At 58.8% G+C, this 18,328-nt stretch carries 12 protein-coding genes; all 12 read left to right on the forward strand.

Annotated features, from left to right (window positions below; all coding sequences use genetic code 11):
* Positions 1–2,851 (forward strand): YadA family autotransporter adhesin (locus AQ981_RS27060; protein WP_121500736.1); only part of this gene is annotated, 2,851 nt, incomplete at its 5' end.
* A gap of 67 nt (positions 2,852–2,918) precedes the next feature.
* Complete coding sequence (locus AQ981_RS24740) at positions 2,919–3,704, forward strand: OmpA family protein (RefSeq protein WP_082683272.1); 786 nt, start codon at positions 2,919–2,921, stop codon at positions 3,702–3,704.
* 34 nt (positions 3,705–3,738) lie between these two features.
* The gene (locus AQ981_RS24745) at positions 3,739–4,725 is read left to right on the forward strand and encodes a hypothetical protein (protein ID WP_058914428.1); all 987 of its coding nucleotides are present in this window, start codon (positions 3,739–3,741) and stop codon (positions 4,723–4,725) included.
* A gap of 130 nt (positions 4,726–4,855) precedes the next feature.
* On the forward strand, positions 4,856–5,230 hold the full coding sequence (locus tag AQ981_RS24750) for a DUF805 domain-containing protein (protein WP_071609016.1): 375 nt from the start codon (positions 4,856–4,858) through the stop codon (positions 5,228–5,230).
* Between the two features lie 183 nt (positions 5,231–5,413).
* Entirely contained in the window at positions 5,414–5,953 is a 540-nt protein-coding gene (locus AQ981_RS24755; protein ID WP_058914430.1) for a hypothetical protein, read from the forward strand.
* Between the two features lie 169 nt (positions 5,954–6,122).
* Positions 6,123–6,668 carry a hypothetical protein gene (locus AQ981_RS24760; protein ID WP_058914431.1) on the forward strand — a complete coding sequence of 182 codons (546 nt, stop codon included), beginning with the start codon at positions 6,123–6,125 and terminating at the stop codon, positions 6,666–6,668.
* A 14-nt stretch (positions 6,669–6,682) separates the two neighbouring features.
* Positions 6,683–7,054 (forward strand): DUF805 domain-containing protein, encoded by a 372-nt coding sequence (locus AQ981_RS24765; protein ID WP_058914432.1) that lies wholly within the window; start codon positions 6,683–6,685, stop codon positions 7,052–7,054.
* A 145-nt stretch (positions 7,055–7,199) separates the two neighbouring features.
* A complete protein-coding gene (locus AQ981_RS24770) occupies positions 7,200–7,898 on the forward strand; it encodes a hypothetical protein (protein ID WP_154675983.1) in 699 nt (232 codons plus the stop codon).
* Between the two features lie 141 nt (positions 7,899–8,039).
* On the forward strand, positions 8,040–8,777 hold the full coding sequence (locus tag AQ981_RS24775) for a DUF1266 domain-containing protein (RefSeq protein WP_058914434.1): 738 nt from the start codon (positions 8,040–8,042) through the stop codon (positions 8,775–8,777).
* Between the two features lie 43 nt (positions 8,778–8,820).
* Positions 8,821–9,531 (forward strand): glycoside hydrolase family 19 protein, encoded by a 711-nt coding sequence (locus AQ981_RS24780; RefSeq protein ID WP_071609017.1) that lies wholly within the window; start codon positions 8,821–8,823, stop codon positions 9,529–9,531.
* A 673-nt stretch (positions 9,532–10,204) separates the two neighbouring features.
* Positions 10,205–11,830 (forward strand): ShlB/FhaC/HecB family hemolysin secretion/activation protein, encoded by a 1,626-nt coding sequence (locus AQ981_RS24790; RefSeq protein ID WP_249226388.1) that lies wholly within the window; start codon positions 10,205–10,207, stop codon positions 11,828–11,830.
* 39 nt (positions 11,831–11,869) lie between these two features.
* The coding region (locus AQ981_RS24795; RefSeq protein ID WP_058914437.1) for a hemagglutinin repeat-containing protein at positions 11,870–18,328 on the forward strand (6,459 nt) is incomplete at its 3' end.

An 18,328-nucleotide genomic window follows, 5' to 3' on the forward strand; every position in this document is an offset into this window, starting at 1 on the left:
TAATGAGAAGGGGACGAAGTACTTCCACGCTAACTCAACGGGTGCAGACTCGCAGGCGGTGGGGCTGGACTCAGTGGCCATCGGTATGGGCGCGGTGTCGAACTTTGCCAGTGATGTGGCGCTGGGCGCCGGTTCAGTAACGGCAGCAGCGGTGGGCACCGACGGGGTCACCCTCAACGGTACCGATTACGCGTTTGCCGGTGCCAGCCCGACCAGCACCGTCAGCGTGGGCAGTGAAGGGGCGGAACGCACCATCACCAACGTCGCGGCGGGTCGTCTGTCCGAGACCAGTACCGACGCGGTAAACGGTTCGCAACTGTACGCCACCAACACGGCGCTGGAGAGCCTGAACACCAGTATTGGCGGGCTGCAGAACGATGCCCTGTTGTGGGATCCGGAGCAGAATGCCTTCTCGGCGAGCCATGGCGACACAGTGGTGAACAAAATCACCAACGTGGCGGCGGGTGATCTGAATGCGAACAGTACCGATGCGGTGAACGGCAGCCAGTTGTTTGCCACTAACCAGCAGGTGGAGAGCAATACCACTAACATCGCGCAGAACACGCAGAACATCAGCAACCTGGGCGATACGGTGACCACCATTAATGAGAAGGGGACGAAGTACTTCCACGCTAACTCAACGGGTGCGGACTCGCAGGCGTTGGGGCTGGATTCTGTCGCCATCGGTATGGGCGCGGTGGCGAACTTTACCAACGATGTGGCGCTGGGCGCCGGTTCAGTAACGGCAGCAGCGGTGGGCACTGGCGGGGTCACCCTCCACGGTACCGATTACGCGTTTGCCGGGACCAACCCGACCAGCACCGTCAGCGTGGGCAGTGAAGGGGCCGAGCGCACCATCACCAATGTCGCGGCGGGGCGTCTGTCGGAGACCAGTACCGACGCAGTGAATGGTTCGCAACTGTACGCCACCAACACCGCGGTAGAGAACATCTATAACGGGATATCCGATCTCCAGCAGGATGCGCTGCAGTGGGATCCGGAGCTGGGCGCCTACTCGGCAAGCCATGGCGACACCGTGGTGAATAAAATCACCAACGTGGCAGCGGGCGACCTGAATGCGAACAGTACCGATGCGGTGAACGGCAGCCAGTTGTTTGCCACTAACCAGCAGGTGGAAATCAATACCACCAATATCGCGAAGAATACCCAGGACATCACCAATCTGGGGGATACGGTGGAAAATATTTATACCACCGGGATCAAGTACTTCCACGCTAACTCAACGGGTGCAGACTCGCAGGCGCTGGGGCTGGATTCCGTAGCGATAGGTATGGGGGCAGTGGCGAATAACGCCGGGGATATCGCGCTGGGCGCAGGATCGATGACCGAAGCGGCAATTGGGACTTCCGGGGTGACTCTGCGCGGCAACGATTACGCGTTCGCCGGGGCCAGTCCGACCAGCACCGTCAGCGTGGGCAGTGAAGGGGCGGAACGCACCATCACTCACGTGGCGGCGGGGCGTCTGTCGGCGACCAGTACCGACGCGGTGAACGGTTCGCAGCTGTATGCCACCAACACGGCGCTGGAAAACATCGTGATCAACGTTGACGGGCTGAAGGGCGATGCCCTGCTGTGGGACGAAACCCTTGGCGCCTTCTCGGCGAGCCACGGCACCACCACGGTGAACAAAATCACCAACGTGGCGGCGGGGGACCTGAACGCGACCAGTACCGATGCGGTGAACGGCAGCCAGCTGTATGCCACCAACCAGAAGGTGGAGAACCTTGATTACCGGGTAACCAACATTGAGGAGACAGTCACCAACACGGTACTGCCGACCATGCGTTACCTGAAGGTGAACTCCAGCGGACCGGACGCGGTGGCCAGCGGTGCGGACGCCATCGCGCTGGGCCAGAGCACCGTGGCCAGCGGGGATAACAGCATCGCCACCGGCAACGGGGCACAGGCATCCGGCAATGGCGCCATCGCCACCGGTAACAACGCCAGCGCTTCAGGTACCGGTAGCGTGGCCATCGGCGATAACGCCTCGGTGACCGCCAGTAACTCGGTGGCGCTGGGCAGCGGCTCGGTAGCCGATCGCGACAACACAGTATCGGTGGGCTCGAAAGGTAATGAACGCCAGATTACCAATGTGGCGGCGGGTACCGAAGACACTGACGCGGTGAACGTGGCGCAGCTGAAGGATGCCACCGGCAATATCAGCAATGATGTGACCAATATCAGCAACGGTAAGGACGGCATGTTCCAGGTGAACAACACCAGCAACCATGCCAAACCGGTGGTCACCGGCAGCGATGCGGTGGCGGGCGGCGCAGGCGCTTCGGCCAGCGGCAGCAACAGCATGGCGATTGGCACGAAGTCTTCTGCCTCGGCGGAAAACAGCGTGGCGCTGGGTAACGGTTCGTCGGCGACGGCCAAAAACTCGGTGGCGCTGGGCGCCGGTTCGGTAGCCAGCCGCGAGAACACGGTATCGGTGGGGTATGCCGGCAGCGAGCGGCAAATCACCAACGTGGCGGCGGGTACGGCGGATACCGATGCGGTGAACGTCAGCCAGCTGAAGCAGGGTATGTCGGAGTCGGTGAACTACACCAACAAGCAGTTCAACCAGCTGAAGAACATGGTCAACGACCAGAAAGACAAGCTGAGTGCCGGTATTGCGGGTGCGATGGCGATGTCGAGCCTGCCGCAGCCGTATTCAGCGGGCGCCAGCATGGTAGGCCTGGGCGGTGGTACCTATCAGGGTCAGTCAGCGGTGGCGCTGGGTGTGTCAACCATCTCGGATAACGGCAAGTGGGTGACCAAACTGTCGGGTACGGCGAACAGCCAGGGTGACTTTGGCGCCGCCATCGGCGTGGGCTACCAGTGGTAACAGGCAGCAGGCGGTCCCGCCGGTCACGGCGGGACCCTGTTCCGGTCTTTTTAAGGAAGAAATAGTGATGAAACAGATGAAGTTAAACCTGCTGCTCTCCGCCTGTGTGGTGTTAGTGCTGAGCGGCTGTACCCGCAGCCTGAGCAGCCCGGACGACCAGGGGAAGACGGCGCAGCCGGTGTTCCCGGAAATGCGTTCGGCAGTGAGAAGTGAAGGCAGTTACCCGAACGTTAGCGCGCTGGCGAAGGTGAAACCGGGGATGAGCAAGGCGCAGATTTATGAACTGCTCGGGGTGCCGCACTTCAAGGAAGGGGCGCTGCGGGTGAAGGAGTGGGATTACATCTTCCACTTCCCGGTGGCGGGGGGAACGGACATCACCTGCCAGTACAAGGTGTTGTATGACAGCAGCCTGAAGGTGGGGAGCACGTACTTCCTGCCGGAAAACTGCCTGGCGCGGCTGGCGCCGGCGCAGCCGGTGACCGCGGTGACGATGCACCGCGAACTGGGTGCTGAAGCGCTGTTCGGCTTTGCCAGCGCGCAACTGAGTGCGGAAGGGGAAGGGCATATCGGTCAGCTGGCGGCGGATATCCGCCAGTCCGGGATGACGGTCAGCCGTATCACCATTATCGGCCATACCGACCGTATCGGTTCTGCGGAGAGTAACTACCGGCTGTCACAGGCGCGGGCGGAATCGGTGAAGCGGGTACTGGCGCAGAATGGCATCTCTCCGGCGGTGATGGAAACCCGGGGAATGGGGGCATCGATGCCGAAAGTGCAGTGTGACGGGGGCAAATCCCCGGCGGTGATCGCCTGCCTGGCGCCGAACCGGCGCATCACGGTGGATGTGCAGTAACAGAATCAACAGTCACTGAAAGAGGATTAAGGGAATGAAAGGAAAGCTTAAGCGTGGTGCACTGATGGTGATGCTGGCTTCCCTGTCAGCGCCAGGGATGGCGGCGGCAGAAAGCCCGGCGGCGGTGCCGGCACCGGTCACCACCACGGTGGCGGTGATGTCGGTACCGGCCTACACCCTGATTACCGACACGCTGGACGGTATGGTGCCGAAGGTTAACGGCAAAGTGAACGAACAGGTGATGCGCCTGGTGTGCGACCTGGCGCGGGGCGACCGCAGCCGGACGGATATCCTGCGGGCGCTGCAGAACAGCCAGGTGAATGTGGCCGCAGTGCCGGTTCAGGGCAGCCCGCTGTCGGTGCTGGTGCACGGCGATGCCCGGGCGCAGCAGAGCGTGTGCGCGGCCTACCTGGCGACGTCGCTGTTCAGTGCGCCGGATAACCTGCGCTACCGCAGCGTGAAAAAGGTCCAGGTGCAGGAAGAGAAAGCGCTGCCGCCGCCGGCGAAGTGGAAGGTGTGGGAAGCGCAGAAAATGGAAACCGTGACCCGCGAGCAGGAGACGGTGAGCTGGGATACCACGAAATTCGCTCAGGACGTGAAGGTGCAGGTGGCGCTGGCGAAGGCGACGGCGCAGCTGTATGCGCTGCTGGCGAATAACCTCGGCAGCCAGGTGCAGATGCCGGGGATGGTGGAGACGCGGGTAAAGCAGGCGCTGGGAGATCTGGCGGGGGATTACCTGAACTCGGTGCAGCAGATGTACCGCGACACTCAGGCGCAGACCATGACGGTGAACCTGCTTAACGAGAGCGGATACGCGGTGTCGGACGGCGCGGGGAATATCCTGCGGCGCAGTGAAGCCGGGGTACGGATGACCTACCGGGGTATCGAGTGGCTGGGTAACGGGAAAATCCTCGGTAAGGATTACTTTGTCAACCTGAGCCTGCGCGATCTGCCGGTAGCGGCGGCTGAACCGGAAGTAAAACCGGAGGAAAAGCCGGCGGCAAAAGGCAAAAGGAAATAATAAGACCAACCACTTTATTTAATGACGGGTAAATCAGCCTGAATAAAATCGGGCTGTATATATTACGGTTTTATCGTCCTTAGGTAATGCTGTATTCCAGGATGTTCTCGGGTGGATTTAAAGGGAGTTAATGATGAGAGAGTTTAATAAGGTTTTTTTTGGTAACTATTTTAATCTGCAAGGGAGAGCGTCACGCCATGAATACTGGATGTACATCCTTATTGTTTGTATTTTGTCTCTGATAGTTAATTTTGTCGCTATTGCAATGTTTGGCAAGGATACCAGCGCCCATCTAACGACTGGTGTGGTGGTGAGTTTGTTATTTCTCAGCCCGTCAATTTGTGTGCTGGTCAGAAGACTCCATGACATAGACAAAAAGGGATGGTGGGCATTAGTACTCTTTGTACCCTTACTCGGATTTGCTATCTGGCTGATCTTTATGACGCAGAAAAGCCAGTCGGGTAGCAATAAATATGGTGTTTCTCCGCTGGAATGGGAAAGTTAAAGCAGATTGATTAATGCTCACCACCCTGTGCAGAGGAATATCTGAAGCAGCCAGTCAGGTCAGTGAGTCGTTATTCTTGTTTAAGCCATGGCTGAAGATTTTCTTTGGTCAGGATGTTATTACCTGATGTATGGATACATCAGTTTTTCAATACATTATCAGTCATTTATGGAGTAATTAGTTATGAAACATGGCGTTATTTTTAGTGCTCTGCTGGTTGGTTCCGCCCTGCTGCTTTCCGCCTGTGATAATGGCGGCAAAACAGAAGTCGATGCTAATGCGACGAAAATTCTCGACGGTAAAGCGTCTATCGTTATGCCGGAAGGTTTTGTGAGAATGCCTCAGGAGATGCTGGAGGCCAGATATCCTGCAGAGCAGCGCCCGCAGGAAGCCTGGTACGTCGAAAGTGAAGGCGGCAAAGTTGCGATTGTCTTCAACCTTACTGACAATGCGATAAGCGAAGCCCAGGTACCGAAACTTGCTGAGATAATGAAGCAACAGATGAGCGACTTTTCTCCCTCAATCTCTGAAGTGACAGTGAACGGCAGGAAAATGAGTCGCCTGGAGATGACTACCCCAACTGAGGAAGGAAACATCTACAACCTGATGCAGATTTCCTCACGGGACGGTAAGTTCCTGCTGTCCGCGTTTAATACGGCGGAAGAGTTGAAAGAGAAGTATGCGCCGGCCGGCCAGGCCGCGCTTTCGTCGCTGAAATATTGAGTAAAAACGGAGCCTCTGCGATCGGTTGATTGCGGTCGTTGGACCAGCATTTAAAGGAACAACGGCCGCAAGATAGCCAGACAAGCTACCGGAAAATGCCCGGAACTACCGGGCATGCTGTGAAATATGAACGTTGCTGATAGTTTAAATTATTAATGGAGTTAATCTTATGAAACATGGAGTTATTTTCAGCGCACTGTTAGTCAGTTCCGGCAGTCTGTTGTTCTCTTCTGCCGCGCTGGCGGCGGATAAAACCCAGGTGGTAAAAATTCTCGGTGGAAAAGCCACCATTGAACTGCCGGTTGAGTTTGTCAAAATGCCGCAGGATCTGCTGGCGAAGAAGTACACTCAGCCGGGCAACCGGCCCCAGGAAGCCTGGTATGTCGCCAGTGAAGAGGGAAAGGTGACGGTTGCATTTAGCGTCACCGGGAGTGCTGTTAAGGAAGCGCAGCTCCCTCAGGTGATGGAGATCATGACAAAGCAGATGAGCGCGTTTTCACCATCCTCTTCTCAGGTAAAAGTGCATGGTCATAATACCGGTCGCCTGGAATTAAATACCCCTGATGCGGCTGATGCGGACGGATATATCTATAACCTGATGCAGTTCTCCTCTTTTAACGGAAAACTGATGATCGCGACCTTTAACGCGACCAGCGACCTGGAAGAGAAATACAAACCAGCCGGCCAGGCCGCGCTTTCGTCGCTGAAATATTAACCCGGTATCCAGCCATGAAATGGTTTCACTGCGTGTTCTTTCATCATTATCTGGATCTCAGCGAGCGAGCCAGTCGGCGGGAATACTGGTGGTACAATTTTGTGGTACTGCTGATTTTCGCCGGTAGTGGGGCAATGTCCGTTATGTTGTCGGATGCGCCGCAGGAAGTGCTGCCGGTGATATTTGCTGCGCTGGGCCTTGTCACGCTGTGCCCGTCATATTCTGTACTGGTGCGCCGTTTACATGACATCGGACGTTCCGGATGGTGGGTCATGGTGATGTTCCTACCGGTGGTGGGGCAATTGATCCTGCTGATATTCCTGATGCGCAAAGGTCAGGATCAGGAGAATAAATATGGTCCGCCGCCGATTTATTTCTTTGAATAAGTCGATGCGCTGGCTATTCGGGATAAGTTGAGCAGAAAAAAGGGTTAAAATTGCATTAATTCTGCTGTGCAGGAAATTGCGCGGCAGCCTTTAATAACCCGATTCATTATGGATGTGGAAAAACAACATTGAGGTTATCTGTTTTATGAAAAAGTCATGGTTATTATCGGCCATCGCAGTTATCGTTGTGACAAATCTTGTTGCTTGTAAAGAGGATGCAGAAGAAATAAGCAGTCCGGCTGCCGGTTCGGCTGTGTCACCGCCTCCGGAAGCAAATAATGAACCGGCTTATAAGTATTCATTATCTGACGGCCCGGATATCTGTTTTCAGAAAGTGAAAGAAAAACTTGGAGCTACCGCTACGGTGTATAGCATAAGGTCTTCTTTTGCTCCCGGAGAGAAAATCACCTCTGATACGCAATACCCTGATGGGGCTATGACCACGTGCTCAGTTTCTTACCCGAATCCGGACGACCCGAGAAAATTGCTGAGTATGTGGCTGGACAACAAAACAGGAGAGTTTCAGAAACCTCGTGAGGTGGAAATCCGGGTGAGTGGCGATGCTTCCCGGTTCCGTCTTGAGGATTATCTTATTTCTCTTGAGAAAGTGGATCTCTCGCATCTGGAGACATTTATGGCTGAACAGGAAACCGCTCTGGGGAAACGTTTTTCCGTCTGGGCATGGAAAGGGGTAAGGCTTGAGGAACCTGGTGTATTTAACAATGTCCATCGCTTAGATATCGGAGTGGAAGGACGCCTTGCCAGTAATGATATTAAAGATTCAGGTTATGCCACGCTTTCGGTGGACAGCAAGAAAGTCATCAAAAACCGTCTTATGAAATAAGAGATAAACATCATGGTGGCAGAAGGGAATTTCGCCGTCCTGATGAAAGTAATTCAGTGAGGAAAATATAAATAACAGCGCTTCAGAGCCCTGGCTGGCATCTGAAGACAGTGGGTATTTATCTATAGAGAGGTGTGTAGCATGTTAACTGTTCTGGGTATTATCGCGGTGGTTGTGGTTATTTTGTGTGTGGCGATTATGCTCGCTCTGAAATACTCCGCAAAGAAGACAGCTGCGTTTATCGCCGCCAATCAATTACCTCCGGAGCAGGAGCAATGGCTGGCCTTCGGCGCTTTGCTGATAGAACATCGTGGCGAGATTACCCGGTTACTGAAAATTACCGAAGGAAATCTGCAGGAATATCAGGAGGGTTTTGCTTTATCATGGGAGGTGTTCGATGAGAATAGCGCCCGTGAAAAAATCAAATGGCTGATTGAAGAAGGCCATCGGGACAAATATGCCAGTACATTCCAGAGCGTAAAACAGAGTATACGCCCCGCAGAGTTTTATGATGAAGAATGGAAAGCCTGCGAGGAAGCACTTGGCTACCTCAGATCCCATATCAAACTCAGCGATGCACAAATTGCCGGGGTTTCCAGCATGTCTGCCTGGGATTATGAGCGTACGGCTTTCCTCGCCCGCTGTTTCCATTTTATGGGGTATCTCACTGAGGAAGAAACGTGGGCACTACTCAGGAAAGTGGCACTGATGGCGCGGGCTGAATTTGATGACTGGAACACTTATTTTGCTTCTTTTTTGCTGGGGCGCGTCATTGCTTATGGCGGAGACACTTATGAAATGGTGCTGAATGCTCAGACGCTCTTCAAACCAGACAATGTGTGGGGGATATATCCGCTCAAAGGGATCCCTGTCAACTGACTGCGTTCTTATTTGACCGGGCACGGGATGAGGAGTGGTGAAAATGGATTTATCACAGTTTGAACAGGCCGCGGGATTAACGCCTGATGAAGCCCGACGCTGGATACCGCATATGCGTATTGCCCTGTCTGAACAGGGCATTCGCAGCCCCCGGGATCGGGCGATGTTTATTGCCATGATCGGTCATGAGTCACAGGACTTTACCCGGCTGGTTGAATCGTTTGACTATATTCCCTCCGTTTTACAACGATCGTTTAATAACCGTATTTCCTGGGATCAGGCGCGGATTCTTGGCGCTACGGCAAATCGTCCGGCCAATCAGGAGGCCATTGCCAATGTGATTTACGGCGGCGCATGGGGGCGCGAGCATCTCGGCAATGAATCCTGGGGGGACGGCTGGACATTTCGTGGGCGCGGCCTGTTGAAAGTCACCGGGCGCCAGGCCTATCAAAACTGTAGCCTGACGCTGGGTATCAATCTGATTGCGCAGCCGGAACTGCTGGAGCGTGATGAATATGCGGTCCGCTCCGCGGCGTGGCTATATGCCTGCAAAGGGTGTCTGTTATATTCGGGCGATCTGGCCAAAGTCACTCAGCAACTGTGTGGTACCCGGCGGGGGCTGGACGATCGTCGACGCCGTCTTTTGCGTGCCCGGGCGGCGCTCGAAGGCCGCATCAGTGACTGGATGCGTGAACAGGATCAACCATTCCCGGAGACTTCTCCCCGGGAATGGAGATGTGTATCCCGGAGGTAAACCGTTGCTGGCCATGTCCGGGGCGAGTGCTGGCTGGCCAGCGATAATCCCGTGTGGTATGCGTCCTGATACCGGGTTCGGTGATGGTGTTGCCCGGTTGGCGCGGCGCTGTGTCTATTTACTGTTCTATTATCAAGCTTCTGTCTGACCCCCTTGATATATTCCCTTCTGATACAGACATAATATTTATATATTCTACAGCTAAGTATCAGTATTAAAGATAAATGGCCGCGAGTTGTCGGAATAAAAGTCCAGTGTGAAACAAATGGGTCATTTACAGGTATAGTGGCGCCTGCTATTTATGACTTTATTCATTGTGATAATCATGAAGTGCAATATCCGCGTTGCTAACGTGGCGAAGATATTGATCTCGTCAATAAAAATACTGATAAACATCAGATGAACAGGGCTTGTTAGCCTGTCGGGCGGTATTTTTATGGATGTTTTTATAGCCGGAAAACTCGCCGGGTTAAGCATGCTCTCTGCTGACCATGGATATATTCTCCGGATCCTGTAATGGCAATGCATAACAGCCATAGATAGCGAATAAAAAGATAGTCGTTGTCATTTAATACCTATTTTTTACCGATAACCGGAACGCTGTGACAGGGATTTTTTGATGGGTTATATATTTTTGTCTTATATCAGAAGGGTGTGTCTGGTCTCTTTCCTGATGGTGTTTGCGCTGCAGGCGGCGCCGATCGCCGATCCATTTGTGCATCAACAGGAGCAGCAAAAAGCCCTGGAGCAGCAACTGATGCCGACGGCGCCGGATGTGCGTCTTTCCGCGCCTTCCGGCGCCAGCGGTAAACTGACTTTTCCGCTGGAAACGCCCTGTTTTCCGCTCCACCAGGTTGAACTTACCGGCCTGGAGGCGTTTCCTCACTGGCTGCCTCTGCGGCGTATCGCCCGTCAGGGAGAGGGGCGCTGTTTGGGAAGCCAGGGCATTAATATGCTGATGAGCGCGCTGCAAAATCGCCTGGTGGACAGCGGTTATGTCACCGCCCGGGTACTGGCGCCGGCGCAGGATCTGAAGAGCGGACGGCTACAACTGGCGCTTGTTCCGGGGCAAATCCGCGCAGTACAACTGACGCCGGACAGCAATCGTTACGTCACGCTGTACAGCGCCTTTCCTGCCCATAGCGGCAATCTGCTCGATCTACGCGATATTGAACAGGGGCTGGAAAACCTGCAACGTCTGCCCACGGTGCAGGCCAGTATGGATATTGCCCCCGGCGCTCAGCCCGGGGAAAGCGATATCCTGTTGCAGCGTCGCCAGAGCAGAATCTGGCGTCTTGGGGCATCGCTGGATGATTCCGGCACCCGCAATACCGGGCGCTATCAGGGCGGCCTGACATTCTCACTGGATAATCCTTTCTCTCTTAGCGATTTATTCTACATTTCCGCAACCCATGATTTGGAACATCACGGCGATAAAGGCACCAAAAACCTCACCGCCCATTATTCCGTTCCCTTCGGTTACTGGATGGTTGGCGTCACCGGCAATGATTATGACTACCACCAGACGGTCGCCGGTCGCACCGGGGACTATCGCTACAGCGGCAACAGCAAAAATCTCGATATTCAGATAAGCCGCGTTATTCACCGCAACGGTAGCCAGAAAACCACCCTGACATACGACGTGCTGGCCCGCGAATCAAAAAACTGGATTGACGATACCGAAGTGGGTGTGCAGCGCCGCCATACGGCAGCCTGGAAACTGGGTTTGCAGCACCGCCACTACTTGTCATGGGCGACCCTCGATGCGGGCATCAGCTATCAGCGGGGTACTCGCTGGTTTGGCGCCCAGCCTGCGCCAGAGGAGTACTGGGAAGAGGCGACGGCGCTTAGCAAGATTCTGCAAATCAACGCGCAGCTGGATGTGCCATTCCGCCTGGCGGCGCAGGCTTTTCATTACAACGTCCAGTATTCGCGCCAGTCCACCAACACGCCGCTGACCCCGCAGGACCAGTTTTCTATCGGTAACCGCTGGACGGTACGCGGTTTCGACGGCGAACGCACGTTGAGTGCCGATCGCGGCTGGTACGTGCGCAATGACCTCGGCTGGTATTTGCCATTGCCGGGGCAGGAGCTGTATCTCGGCGTTGATTACGGCGAAATCGGCGGGCGCGGCAGCGAGTTTGCCATCGGTAAACATCTGGCTGGCGGCGTACTGGGATTACGCGGCAGCGCAATGCGAATGAACTATGACCTGTTTGTCGGTATTCCGCTTGCAAAACCGGATGGCTACCACACCGACCCGGTCACTGTGGGCTTCAACCTGAACTGGAATTACTGAGACGGTCCCCCGTGCAGGCAATACAAGGAAGACAATAAAATGAATAAACATTGCTGGCGAATCATCTTTAATCCGGCGCGGAATATGCTGATGGTGGTGGCGGATATCGCCCGGGCGCCCCACGGCGGGCCCGGCCGTGGGAGCGTGGCGTCGCGCCGCTGTCTGCCGCGTCTCAAAGGGCTGTGCTTCAGCCTGTGGCTGGCGCTGGGGGCCGTTTATCCCGCTTGCGCTGAGGTGGTGGCCGACCGCACGGCGCCGGGCAGGCAGCAGCCGACCGTTATCAGCAGCGCCGACGGCACGCCGCAGGTCAACATCCAGACCCCGGGCCGGGGCGGTGTATCGCGCAATGTCTACAGCCGCTTCGATGTCGACAAAAAAGGCCTCATCCTCAATAACTCGCATGCCCATACCGCCACGCAGCTCGGCGGCATGGTCAGCGCCAATCCCTGGCTGGCGAAGGGCGAAGCGCGGGTGATCCTCAACGAAGTTAACGCCCGCGACCCGAGCCGGCTGAACGGCTTTATCGAGGTGGCGGGCAGGCAGGCGCAGGTGGTTATCGCCAGCCCGGCCGGCATCACCTGCGACGGCTGCGGTTTTATCAACACCAGCCGCGCCACCCTGACCACCGGTCAGGTGCTGCTTAACGACAGCGGCATTGCCGGTTACCGCACCGGCGCCGGGACCGTGGCCGTCACCGGCGCCGGTATGGACAGCACGCAGGCGAACCATACCGACATTATCGCCCGCGCCGTTCAGGTTAACGCCGGGATATGGGCCCGGGAGCTGCGCATTACCGGCGGCGCCAGTGAGACGGATGCCGCGCATGACACCGTGTCGCCGGGTACGCAGGCGGCCGCAGGGCGGCCTGATTTCGGGGTCGATGTTTCACAGCTCGGCGGGATGTACGCCGGGAAAATCCGCCTTTCCGGCACGGAGCGCGGCGTCGGGGTGCGCAATGCCGGGCATATCGGCGCTCAGGCCGGCACGGTGGTGGTCGGCGTCGACGGCCGGATTGACAACAGCGGTCAGATAGTCGCGCAGGGCGGTATGGATCTCGCCGCCCGCGGGACGCTGGACAACAGCGGGGCAGTCCACGGCGGCGGTAGTGTGACGGTCACCGCCGTCGGGGCGTTACACAACAGCGGTTTCCTCGCCAGCGCGCAGCACACCACCCTGCGCGCCGACAGCGTGACGGTGACCGGAGAGGGAACCCTGGCGGCGGGGCTGGGCAGCGACGGCCGTTTTGCGGATACCGGCGATTTAACGGTTACCAGTCAGGGCGCGCTGATTGCTGGCGGGCAGAGTCGGGCGGCGGGGGAAATACAGCTGACCGGCAGCGGTATTGATATCCGCGGCAGCCGCAGCCACGGGCGCGATATCATCCTGAATGCCCGCGGCGGGGAGGTGGTGACGGCGCAGGCGGCGGTCAGCGCGCAACAGCGCCTGACAATACGCGAGGCCGCCGTGCTGGATAACCGCGGCGGTTCACTGAGCGGCGATCAGTTGCAGGTGGACGCCGGGCGGCTGGTCAACGGACAGGGGCAGATGGTTCAGCGTGGCGGGCAGGACCAGACGTTCACCCTGCGCGACGGGCTGGATAACCGGGGCGGGGTGATCAGCAGCAACGCCCGGCAGTGGCGGATTGATACCACTCAGCTCGACAACACCGGCGGGCAACTGCTGCATGATGGCGGGCAGTTCACCCTTGCCGCCACCCGGCTGTGGGATGACGGCGGTGATATTGTCAGCCGCGGCGGGCTGTCGCTGAGCGCCGGGCAACTGCAGATGAACGACAGCCGGACGCAGGCGCAGGCGCTGTCGGTTACCGGCGACAGCCTGGCGCACCGCAACGGGCGGATGTTCCAGAGCGGCAGCGGGATGATGTCGCTGACCCTGACCGGGGCGCTGGATAACCAGGGCGGCCAGATTGTGGCGTCGCAGGGCGACCTGACATTTCGCGGCGTGCAGGTGGATAACCGCCAGGGGTGGCTGGCGGCCGGCGGCGCCTTTCTTGCGACCAGCAGCGCCCTGGATAACAGCGGCGGCCTGTTGCAGGCCGGCGCAGGGCTGACCCTCGATACCCGGGGCCGGCAGCTTATCAACCGTCACAGCGGCGAACAGGGCGGCATTATCAGCGGTGGCGGGCTGACGCTGCGCAGCGGTGAACTGGACAACGCGCAGGGCGTTATCGCCGGGGGGCAGGATGTGCGTCTGACCACACTGGCATTCAGTAATCAGCAGGGCGCCCTGCGGGCCGGGGCTGACCTCAGCGTGGCCACACAGCAGCAGGCGCTGGACAACCGGCGCGGCACGCTACAGGGCGCCGGAAAAATTCGCCTCGATACCGGGCAGCTCGATAATCGCGACGGTAGCGTGACCGGCGGCGCGCTGGATATTGACGCGGGGTCCGCGCTGCTCAGTCAGGGTGGTGAACTGCTGTCACCGGGCGACATCCGGATAAGCGCGGCGCAGACCGACAATACCGGCGGCCTGATACGCAGCGGAAAAACCCTCGCCGTGACCACGGACGCGCTGCTTAACGGCGACACCCACCGCGCCGGGAAGGGAATGGAAGGCGACAGGGTCAGCGTCACCGCGCAGCGCCTTGATAACCGCCAGGGAGCGATACGCGCCGGGCAACAACTGGCGCTGGCGGTCAGCAGTACGCTCGATAACACCCGGGGCCTGCTGTCGGCAGAGCAGCAACTGGCCGTTGATGGCGGCAGCACACTGGCTTTCACCGCCAGCGGCGGGACGGTGGTCGCCGACCGGGAGAGCCGGATCGCGGCCCGCGCCATGAGCGGCGATGGCGACATCCTGTCCGGCGGCGCGCTGGCGCTGTCCCTGAGCGAGACGTTCAGCCATCAGGGGCGGATTGTCGCCGGCGGCGACGCGGATATCCGGATACAGGGAGGGGTGAACAACCGCGGGCAAATCCTCGCCGGCGGCGCGCTGACCCTGAATGCGGCGGAACTGACCAATCAGGCGGGCGGGGAAATCAGCGCCACGGAAAATCATCTCCTTATTGGCGGCACGCTCCTGAATGACGGACTGCTGGACGGCGGCCTGACACACATCGTCAGCGGTACGCTGATTAATGGCCCCGGCGGGCGTCTCTACGGTGACCATATCGCTATCGCCACCGGTCTGCTGGAGAATGCCGGCAACGGCGAGAGCGCGCCGGTTATCGCCGCCCGGGAGCGGCTGGATATCGGCGCGCAGCGTCTGAACAATCGCCGGCACGGCCTGATATACAGCACCGGCGGGCTGGCCATCGGCGGCGCGCTGGATGCCGGTTATCACGCCAGCGGCCGGGCGCAGTCCGTCGACAACCACAGTGCGCGCATCGAGGCCGGCGACAGTCTGTGGCTGAACACGGCGACACTGAATAATATCAATGACCGTTTTGCCACCACGACGGCCACCACCAGCGTCAGCCAGCATCATGAAATGACCTTTCAGGGCGCGACTGAACGTTATGACTGGGCTGACGTTGACCTGAGTGAAAGGGATAAGTACGGCGTGCGGCGCGCCCGTACTGCGGACGGGAAATCCGGCCAGGAGTTCTATGAATACAACTACACCCGGACAGTCCGGGAGACGCAGGTTACCGACAGCGATCCGGGGCAGATTATCGCCGGCGGCGGGATGACGGTTGACGCCGACAGGGCCACCAACCGCGACAGTCAGGTGGTCTCCGGCGGTACGCTCATCACCCGGGTGGGGGTACTGGATAACCAGGGCACTACCGGTGAACGTATCACCACCGAAGAGGGCAGGCAGACCCGCTGGTACCCGAAAAAGACCAAACGTACCATCGGCGGCACCAAAACCTCGCAGGGAAGGCGCTCTTCTGACTGGCGTCCGGCGCCCCGGACGCAGACCATTGATTTGGGCGTTCAGGCCTGGCAGGGTAACGCCAGGATAACCGGCTCTGGTACGGTGATTGCCGGGCGCAGCGCCGCACAGCCCGGCAGCCAGTCAGAGGCGCGCGGCGCCGGTATGGCAGCCGCGGTCACTGTGGTACCGCTACGCGTTGCCGGCGGGCAGGCGGCAGACAGGGAAGTACGGGTGATGATGCCGGATTTTCGCCTGCCGGATAGCCGCCTGTTCACCCTGAGCCCGGACAGTACCGCGGGTTACCTGACACAGACCGATCCGCGCTTTACCCGCGCCCGTCAGTGGCTGGGCTCTGATTATATGATGAACCAGTTGACCGGCAGCCCGGATGGCCTGCTGAAGCGGCTGGGGGATGGTTATTACGAACAGAAACTGGTGCGCGATCAGATAATGAATCTGACCGGTCAGCGCTTCCTGGACGGCTTCTCCAGCGATGAAGCGCAGTACCGGCAACTGATGGATAACGGGGTGACACTCGCCAGGCAGTATAATCTGAGCCCCGGTGTGGCCCTCACGGCGGAACAGATGGCGCTGCTGACTGCCGACATGGTATGGCTGGTCAGGCAGACCGTCACCCTGCCGGACGGCAGTACCCGGGATGTTCTGGCGCCGCAGGTCTATGCCCGGGTGCGCCCCGGCGATGTGGACGGCGGCGGTGCGCTGCTTGCCGGGCGCAGTATCGCGATGAATCTCACCGGCGCGCTGAACAACAGCGGCGTTATCGCCGGCCGTGAGCGGGTGCAGATCAGCGCGCAGGAGGTAACAAACCGTGGTCGTATGGATGCCGGTCGGCTTGAGCTCTCCGCCCGTCAGGACATCACGAATACCGGTGGCGTACTGACCGGGCGTGACGGCGTCAGTCTGCTCGCCGGGCGGGATATCCTGAGCCGCAGTACGCTCAGTGCGAATGCCGATGGCGAATACGCCGACCGGCTGGCCGGTATTTTTGTGCAAAATGCCGGGGGAAAAATGACGCTGGCGGCCCTGAATGATATTCGCCTTGACGCCAGCCAGTTGTCCGGCCAGGGCGATGTCCTGCTACAGGCCGGCCACGACCTCACACTGGGGACCCTGACGCAGACTCACAGTGAGCACAGTCGTTTCGGTAAAAATAACTGGCGTACCCTGACCCGGTATCAGGACTCCGGCAGTACTCTCAGCGCCGCTGGCGACCTGACGCTGCTGGCCGGTAATCACCTGACGGCGACGGCCGCCACGCTGAGCGCGGATAAGGCGCTGACCCTGCAGTCCGGCGGCGATATGGCCATCAGCGCCGGGCGTGGCGGTTATCACCTGACGGAGCACAGCCGGCAGGCGAGTAAAGGCCTGCTGTCGGGACGTTCGTCCGAACGTCATGATGAGGTCATTATCAACCGCGCTCACGGCGCCAGCCTTGGCGGTGATTCCATCACCTTGATCAGCGGGCGTGACCTGACCATCAGTGGCAGCAGTGTGGCGGGAACCCGTGACGTGGCCCTGCAGGCCGGGCGTAACCTCACCGTGACCACCGCGGCGGAATCGGTGGACGAAATACACTGGCGAAAGGAGCAGAAAACCGGGCTTTCCGGCACCGGCGGTATTGGTTTCAGCTACGGCAGCCAGCAGATTCGGGTCACGGATAGCGCAGACACCCTGGGCGGACGCGGCAGTATCGTCGGCAGCAGTCAGGGCCGTCTGACGCTGAGCGCCGGTAACCGGCTTGACGTTCAGGGCTCTGAGCTGATTGCCGGCCGGGATATGGCGCTTGTCGGCCGGGAGGTCGCTATCACCGACGCCCGGGAGTCGTCAGTGCAGCGACATCAGGTGGAGCAGAAGAGCAGCGGCTTTACGCTGGCGCTCTCCGGGGCGGCGGGCAGTGCCCTGAATACGGCGGTGCAGACAGCGCAGAGCGCCCGGGAGGAAAATGACAGCCGGTTGTCCGCGCTGACGGCGACGAAAGCCGCGCTGAGCGGCGTGCAGGCCGCTCAGGCGTTGCGGCTGGATAATGCGCAGGGCGAGGCGGGGGGTGGCAATAACACCGTCGGCATCAGCCTCTCGTATGGCAGTCAGTCATCGACCTCCACGCAGACTCAGACCCGCAGCCAGGCGCAGGGCAGTGCCCTGATCGCCGGTAACAACCTCAGCATCACCGCCACCGGCGGTGATGTCACTGTGCAGGGCAGCCAGCTTCAGGCGGGGCGCGATATGCTGCTTTCCGCAGAGCGGGATGTTAATCTGCTTTCAGCTCAGAATACGCAGCGGCTGGAAGGTAAAAACGACAGCCGGGGCGGTAGCGTGGGCGTGGGTATCGGCGTGGGTTCCGGGGGCTGGGGCATCAGTGTGTCCGCGAGCATGAACCAGGGTAAGGGCAGCGAGCGGGGCAACGGTACCACGCACAGCGAAACCATGCTGAATGCCGGTCGTCAGGTGACCATTATCAGCGGGCGCGATACCACGCTGAGTGGGGCGCAGGTGAGCGGCGAAACCGTGAAGGCCCGGGTGGGACGTAACCTGACGCTCGCTTCGCAGCAGGACAGCTCCCGCTATGATATGAAGCAGCAGAACGCCAGCGCTGGCGGCAGCTTCACGTTCGGTTCGATGAGCGGCTCGGGCAGTGTC

This window comes from Entomohabitans teleogrylli (genome assembly GCF_001484765.1).
Taxonomy (GTDB): Bacteria; Pseudomonadota; Gammaproteobacteria; order Enterobacterales; family Enterobacteriaceae; genus Entomohabitans; species Entomohabitans teleogrylli.

Excerpts from the sequence above, each read along its gene's own strand:
- AQ981_RS24740 (WP_082683272.1), top strand. The coding sequence starts at position 2,919 with ATGAAACAGATGAAGTTAAACCTGCTGCTCTCCGCCTGTGTGGTGTTA.
- AQ981_RS24745 (WP_058914428.1), top strand. The coding sequence starts at position 3,739 with ATGAAAGGAAAGCTTAAGCGTGGTGCACTGATGGTGATGCTGGCTTCC.
- AQ981_RS24750 (WP_071609016.1), top strand. The coding sequence starts at position 4,856 with ATGATGAGAGAGTTTAATAAGGTTTTTTTTGGTAACTATTTTAATCTG.
- AQ981_RS24755 (WP_058914430.1), top strand. The coding sequence starts at position 5,414 with ATGAAACATGGCGTTATTTTTAGTGCTCTGCTGGTTGGTTCCGCCCTG.
- AQ981_RS24760 (WP_058914431.1), top strand. The coding sequence starts at position 6,123 with ATGAAACATGGAGTTATTTTCAGCGCACTGTTAGTCAGTTCCGGCAGT.
- AQ981_RS24765 (WP_058914432.1), top strand. The coding sequence starts at position 6,683 with ATGAAATGGTTTCACTGCGTGTTCTTTCATCATTATCTGGATCTCAGC.
- AQ981_RS24770 (WP_154675983.1), top strand. The coding sequence starts at position 7,200 with ATGAAAAAGTCATGGTTATTATCGGCCATCGCAGTTATCGTTGTGACA.
- AQ981_RS24775 (WP_058914434.1), top strand. The coding sequence starts at position 8,040 with ATGTTAACTGTTCTGGGTATTATCGCGGTGGTTGTGGTTATTTTGTGT.
- AQ981_RS24780 (WP_071609017.1), top strand. The coding sequence starts at position 8,821 with ATGGATTTATCACAGTTTGAACAGGCCGCGGGATTAACGCCTGATGAA.
- AQ981_RS24790 (WP_249226388.1), top strand. The coding sequence starts at position 10,205 with ATGGTGTTTGCGCTGCAGGCGGCGCCGATCGCCGATCCATTTGTGCAT.